Annotated in this window: 7 protein-coding genes; 6 read left to right on the top strand and 1 reads right to left on the bottom strand. The window is 63.8% G+C overall.

Annotated elements, in window-relative coordinates:
- The 3 genes from WCB02_RS31490 to WCB02_RS31480 form a co-directional block, all read left to right on the top strand.
- Nucleotides 1–730: shikimate dehydrogenase (locus WCB02_RS31490; RefSeq protein ID WP_423964296.1), on the top strand; the 730-nt coding region annotated here is incomplete at its 5' end.
- Between the two features lie 146 nt (nucleotides 731–876).
- Complete coding sequence (locus WCB02_RS31485; protein WP_423964293.1) at nucleotides 877–1,503, top strand: hypothetical protein; 627 nt, start codon at nucleotides 877–879, stop codon at nucleotides 1,501–1,503.
- Nucleotides 1,504–1,664: 161 nt separating this feature from the next.
- A complete protein-coding gene (locus WCB02_RS31480) occupies nucleotides 1,665–2,276 on the top strand; it encodes a hypothetical protein (protein WP_423964300.1) in 612 nt (203 codons plus the stop codon).
- A gap of 68 nt (nucleotides 2,277–2,344) precedes the next feature.
- Here the strand turns inward: WCB02_RS31480 and WCB02_RS31475 are convergent, their stop codons facing one another.
- Nucleotides 2,345–3,481 (bottom strand): alpha-hydroxy acid oxidase, encoded by a 1,137-nt coding sequence (locus tag WCB02_RS31475; protein WP_423964290.1) that lies wholly within the window; start codon nucleotides 3,479–3,481, stop codon nucleotides 2,345–2,347.
- 113 nt (nucleotides 3,482–3,594) lie between these two features.
- On the opposite strand from WCB02_RS31475, the gene WCB02_RS31470 reads away from it, so the two are divergent.
- From WCB02_RS31470 to WCB02_RS31460, 3 genes are all read left to right on the top strand, one after another.
- Complete coding sequence (locus tag WCB02_RS31470) at nucleotides 3,595–3,768, top strand: hypothetical protein (protein ID WP_423964287.1); 174 nt, start codon at nucleotides 3,595–3,597, stop codon at nucleotides 3,766–3,768.
- A 210-nt stretch (nucleotides 3,769–3,978) separates the two neighbouring features.
- Nucleotides 3,979–5,328 (top strand): phosphoglucosamine mutase, encoded by a 1,350-nt coding sequence (glmM, locus tag WCB02_RS31465; protein ID WP_423964285.1) that lies wholly within the window; start codon nucleotides 3,979–3,981, stop codon nucleotides 5,326–5,328.
- A gap of 166 nt (nucleotides 5,329–5,494) precedes the next feature.
- The coding region (locus tag WCB02_RS31460; protein WP_423964298.1) for an MFS transporter at nucleotides 5,495–6,522 on the top strand (1,028 nt) is incomplete at its 3' end.

Genomic DNA, 6,522 nt, shown 5'->3' with positions numbered 1-6,522 from the left:
CTACACGATCGAGGCTGTACCACCCGAGGGCTGTGCGGATTTCCTGCAGCAGATGCAGCGGCGCGGCTTCGTCGGCGCCAATGTCACGATCCCCCACAAGGAGCGCGCGCTGGCCTTGTCGGCGCCCGATGCGCGCGCCGGTGCCGTCGGCGCCGCCAACACGCTGTGGTTCGAGGGCGGCGCGCTGCGTTCCACCAACACCGACGTCGAGGGCTTCATCAATAATCTCGATGCCTGCGCGCCATGCTGGGACGGCGCCGACGAGGCGCTGGTGCTGGGCGCCGGCGGCTCCGCGCGCGCCGTGGTTTTCGGACTGATCGAGCGCGGCGTCAGATGCGTGCATCTCGCCAACCGGACGAAGTCGCGTGCCGAAGGGCTGGCCGAACAATTCGGCCCACAAGTCCATCCCGTCGCGTGGGAAGATATCGGCGACCTGCTTCCCCTCGCGCAACTGCTGGTCAACACCACCTCGCTCGGCATGCACGGCCAGCCCGCGCTGGACGTCGACATCGCGCGGCTGCCGGCCGACGCCGTGGTTGCCGATCTCGTGTATGTGCCGCTGGTGACGCCGCTGCTTGCCACGGCGCGCGCCCATGGGCTCAAAACCGCCGATGGGCTCGGCATGCTGCTGCACCAGGCGGTGCGCGGATTCGAATTGTGGTTCGGACGGCGTCCAATCGTGACTGCGGACCTTCGCGCATCGGTCGAACACGATCTCACGGGCGCGTGATCTGCAAGGCATCCTCTGGCCTGGATCGCAAGCCGTGGTCCGTCTGGTGAAAGGGATCACGCGCTCTTCAACAAAACGTTGGCGCGGAATTTCGTGCGGGCTGCCGCGTCTGCTGCTAGATCAAGCCACCTGCCGGAGAGCTCTTCATGCCGTTAGATCGTTCGATCCTCGCACGCCCCCTGATCACGCTTGCCGTGGTTGCGGCCTCGTCGTTCTCCTCGTTTGCGCAGCAGTCGCCGACACCATCCCGGGTGCGCGGCACCATCGAAGCCGCCGATGGCGACACGCTCACCGTCAAATCGCGCAGCGGCGACGACGTCAAGCTGCACATGACCGGCGACATCAAGGTCGTCGGGATCACCAGGATCTCGCTCGCCGACATCAAGGTCGGCTCCTTTGTCGGAGCCACCACGGTGCCGGGGCCGGACGGCAGCCAGGATGCGGTCGAGGTGCACGTGTTTCCGGAAGACATGCGCGGCACCGGGGAGGGATCGCGGCCGTGGGACTTGCGCCCGAATTCGACGATGACCAATGCGACGGTGTCCGAGAGTGTGGCCGGCAATGACGGCCACACGCTGCTGGTCAAATACAAGGGCGGCGAGAAGAAGGTCGTGGTTTCGCCGGACACGCCCGTCGTCACCTATGTCGCCGCGGACAAGTCGGAACTGAAGACCGGCGCCAAGATCATCGCTTTCGTGAAGCAGCTTCCGGACGGTTCGTTCGAAGCCAACCGCATCGGTGTCGGTCGCGACGGCCTGACGCCGCCAATGTGATGCGACGCGTCGGTTCGGGGACGCGCGCAGGCCGTCCCCAAGCCGCGAAATGGTGCTGAGCACAATTCGTTTTGTTGCGGAATAGCGCACCGATCGCGGTGTTTGCGATCCTGCGCGGTCGTTTGCAATCTTGGGAGAAATTCATGTCGAGATCAACATCAATGATACCGCGTGCGGTGGTGGCATCGCTGGCGGCGGCGACGATTCTGACCTCACTCGCCTGGGCGCAGCAGGCGCCGCCCGTCCGGATTCGGGGCACCATCGAGGTCGTCGACGGCCCGGTTTTGACCATCAAGACGCGCGAGGGCGATGACGTGAAAGTGCGCATGACCGACAACGTCGCGGTGTTCGGCGTCGTCAAGACGTCGTTGTCGGAGATCAAGCAGGGGTCCTATATCGGCGTGTCCGGCATGCCGCAACCCGACGGCACCCAGAAGGCGCTCGCCGTTCACATCTTCCCCGAGAACCAGCGCGGCGCGGCGGAAGGTTTTCGTCCCTGGGATCTGCGCCCCAACTCGACCATGACCAATGCGACGGTCGCCGAAACCGTGAAGGGCACCGACGGTCAGAACATCGTCGTCAAATACAAGGACGGCGAGAAGAAAGTGGTGGTGCCGCCGGATACGCCGATCGTGACCTTCGTGGTCGGCGACAAGTCCGAAGTGAAGCCGGGCGCCAAGATCATCATCTTCGGCGCGGTGAAGAAAGAGGACGGCATGCTGGAAGCCAACCGCGTCAATGTCGGCCGCGATGGCATCACGCCGCCGATGTGAACGCGGGCCGTCATTCCGGGCTCGATGCTGCGCATCGCCCCGGAATGACGGCTGAAACTGATCGAACGCTACGCCGCGATCACCTGATCGCCGATCTCGGCGATGGTGTTGACGCCGCACAATCCCATCGTGGTGCTGAGCTCGTTTGCGATCAAATCGATCGCCTTGGCGACGCCGGCCTGGCCGGCAGCCCCCAGGCCATAGGCATAGGCGCGGCCGATCATGCAGGATTTGGCGCCGAGCGCCAGCGCGCGCATCACGTCCTGGCCGGAGCGGATGCCGCCGTCGAACATGATCTCGATCTGCGAGCCTATCGCATCGACGATCTCCGGCAGCACCTCGATCGACGACGGAGCGCCGTCGAGTTGGCGTCCGCCGTGGTTGGACACCACCAGCGCCTGCGCGCCGCTCTTTGCCGCGATTTCGGCGTCCTCGACGTCGAGGATGCCTTTCAGGACCAGCTTCCCGGGCCAGATGCTGCGGATCCACTCGACATCCTTCCAGTTCAGCGTGGTGTCGAATTGCGTGCCGATCCAGGTGCCAAGCGCCGTGATGTCGTCGGTGCCTTTGAGGTGGCCGACCAGATTGCCGAAGGTGCGCCGCTTGCCGCGCAGCACACCTGAAACCCAGGCCGGCTTGGTGGCGAAATCGACCAGTTTCGACAGCGACCATTCCGGGGGTACCGTCATGCCGTTCTTGATATCGGCGTGGCGTTGGCCGATCACCTGCAGGTCGACGGTCAGCACCAGCGCGCTGCATTTCGCGGCGATGGCGCGCTCGACCAGCGACTTGATGAAGCCACGGTCCTTCATCACATAGAGCTGGAACCAGAACGGCTTGTCGACCGCGGCCGCGATATCCTCGATTGAGCAGATCGACATCGTGCTCTGGGTGAAGGGAATGTCGGCGGCCTGCGCCGCGCGGCAGGCGTGGATTTCGCCGTCGCCATGCTGCATGCCGAGCAGCCCGACCGGAGCCAGCACCAGCGGCAGCGCGGCTGGTTCGCCGAGGATCGCGGTCGAGAGGTCGCGCTTCGACACATCCACCAGGATGCGCTGGCGGAACTTGATCTGCTGCAGGTCGTCGCGATTGGCGCGCAGCGTCTCCTCGGCATACGAGCCGCGATCGGCATAATCGAAGAACGCCTTCGGCACGCGGCGCTTGTGCAACTCGCGCAGATCCTCAATGCAGGTGATGTGCTTCATGAGCGTCCCCGGCCCTTCTTGCATTCATGGCTTTCGTCGTCATCTAGCACGGTTGAGCGTTCCGCCCAATCGCTCCCCGAACCCAGAGGGTCACCACGACCGGATCGCGTTCCATGCCTCAGGACAAAGCAAAGCGCAGCCAAAATCATCCCGAAAGCGCCGAGAAGCGCCGTCTCGACGAGGCCCTGGAGGAGGGGCTCGAGGAAACGTTTCCGGCATCCGACCCTGTCAATGTCACCCAGCCACCGCCCTCGAAAGCCGACCATCATGTCCGGCGCAAGGGCTAGGGAAGCGGCAAGCGGTCTTGGCGATTGCCGATAATTCCAGTGTTTATAATGGGTTGCGGGTGTTGCACGACGGCCCGGCCCGGTAATGATTCATTATATTTTTTGAAGCCATGTTAGCGATGAAGGTACTATAACCCACGGGGTTCTGGGACGTTTTTGAGTCTTCTCGCCGGTTTGGATGCGGGAATCCGGGGCAGTGCTGGGGGTCATATGAGCCGCAATTATTTCGGGACCGATGGAATTCGGGGGCGTGCCAACGGTCTGATCACGCCGGAGTTGGCGCTGAAGGTCGGCCAGGCGGCGGGCCTGGTGTTTCAGCGCGGCGAGCATCGGCACCGGGTCGTGATCGGCAAGGATACCCGGCTGTCCGGCTACATGATCGAATACGCCATGGTGGCGGGCTTCACCTCGGTCGGCATGGACGTGCTTCTGGTCGGTCCGATGCCGACGCCGGCGGTTGCGATGCTGACCAAGTCGATGCGCGCCGATCTCGGCGTGATGATCTCGGCCTCCCATAATCTGTTCGAGGACAACGGCATCAAGCTGTTCGGCCCGCAGGGTTTCAAGCTTTCCGACGATGTCGAGAAGCAGATCGAGCAGATGCTCGACGAATCCCTCGACCGGAAACTGGCGCAGAGCGCGAGTCTCGGGCGGGCGCGGCGCCTCGACGGCGTGCATGACCGCTACATCGAATTCGCCAAGCGTACGCTGCCGCGCGATCTCAGTCTCGACGGCCTGCGCGTGGTGGTCGATTGCGCCAATGGCGCGGCCTACAGGGTGGTGCCGGAAGCTTTGTGGGAGCTCGGCGCCGACGTGATCTCCATCGGAGTCGAGCCGGACGGCTTCAACATCAACAAGGAATGCGGTTCGACCGCGCCAGAGATGTTATGCAAGAAGGTGCGCGAGATGCGCGCCGATATCGGCATCGCGCTCGACGGCGACGCCGACCGCGTCATCCTGGTCGACGAACGCGGCCATCTCGTCGACGGCGATCAACTGCTGGCGGTGATCGCGCAAAGCTGGAAGGAAGACGGCAGGCTGGCGCGGCCCGGGATCGTCGCGACCGTGATGTCGAATCTCGGTCTCGAGCGTTTCCTGCAAGCGCAGGGGCTGGAACTGGTTCGCACCCCGGTTGGCGACCGCTACGTGCTCGAACACATGCTGCGCGACGGTTACAATCTCGGCGGCGAGCAGTCGGGTCATATCATCCTGTCCGATTACGCCACCACCGGCGATGGTTTCGTCGCCGCCCTGCAGGTGCTGGCGGTGGTGCAAAAGCTTCGCCGGCCAGTGTCGGAGGTCTGTCACCGCTTCGATCCGCTGCCGCAGATCCTCAAGAACGTACGCTATCGCAGCGGCAAGCCGCTCGACGACGCCGATGTCAAATCCGCCATCGTCAACGGCGAGAAGCGGCTCAACGGCCATGGCCGGCTCCTGGTCCGGTCCTCTGGAACCGAGCCGGTGATCCGCGTGATGGGCGAAGGCGATGACCGCTTCCTGGTCGAGGACGTCGTCGATCACATCGTCTCCGCGCTCGGCCAAGCCGCCGCTGCCGCCTGAAGCGACCGATTTTGCGAGCCTGATTGCATTTCAGCCATCGACGAATGACGGTGGTCGGCTGCGCGCCGTCGTCGTAGGAACTTCGCATCAGATCAGAATTGCAGAAGAATCTGCCGGGGACGCTCCATTGAACAGGCCGACCGCCGCTTCCGAACGAGCGCTGGCCATGCCGGTCGCCGCACCCAAGGCAGCGAGCGTGAGCGCGGTGAAGGCCGCCGGGCCGGCCTATATCGTGCTGGTCGGCATCAGCCTGTCGCATTTCCTCAACGACACCATGCAGTCGCTGATTTCCTCGGTCTATCCGCTGCTGAAGGACAGCTACGCGCTGGACTTCGCGCAGATCGGCTTGATCACGCTGGCGTTCCAGTTCACCGCGTCGTTGTTGCAGCCGCTGGTCGGGCATTTCACCGACAAGAAGGCGCAGCCGTTTTCGCTCGCGATCGGCATGTCATCGACCTTCTTCGGCCTCTTGCTGCTCAGCACGGCGCGCCAATACAGCACTATCCTGGTTGCAGCCGCCATGATCGGGCTCGGCTCCGCGGTGTTTCATCCGGAGTCGGCGCGGATCGCGCGATTGGCCTCCGGCGGGCGCTACGGCTTCGCGCAATCGGTTTTTCAACTGGGCGGCAGTTTCGGCACCTCGATGGGACCGGTGCTGGCGGCGCTGATCGTCGTGCCGTTCGGCCAGCCCTCGATCGCCTGGTTCTCATCGATCGCCTTCGTCGCGATCGTCATCCTGTGGCGGATCGGGCTGTGGTACAAGCCGCAGATCAGGGCCAGGAAGTTTGCACCCATCGATCCGGATCCGGATGCACCGGACTCGCGCCGGGTGCGGATCGCGCTGGCCGTGCTGGTGGCGCTGTTGTTCTCCAAGCAGCTCTATGTCTCCAGCCTGTCGAGCTACTACATCTTCTATCTGATCGACAAGTTCGGCGTCTCGACCCAGACGGCGCAGATCTATCTCTTCATCTTCCTTGCAGCGAACGCGGTCGGCGCGTTTCTCGGCGGCCCTTTGGGCGATCGTTTCGGCCGCAAGATCGTGATCTGGTTCTCGATCCTCGGCGCGCTGCCGTTCACTTTGGCGCTGCCCTATGCCGGGCTTTATGCCAGCGCGGTGTTGTCGGTGTTCATCGGCCTGATCATCTCCTCCACCACGTCGTCGATCATCGTGTTCGCGCAGGAATTGGTGCCGCA

The sequence above is a fragment of the Bradyrhizobium sp. genome (assembly GCF_049581145.1).
Lineage (GTDB): Bacteria > Pseudomonadota > Alphaproteobacteria > Rhizobiales > Xanthobacteraceae > Bradyrhizobium.
The sequence above is the reverse complement of the archived record's forward strand: the minus strand, read 5'-3'. Positions and strand labels throughout refer to the sequence as shown.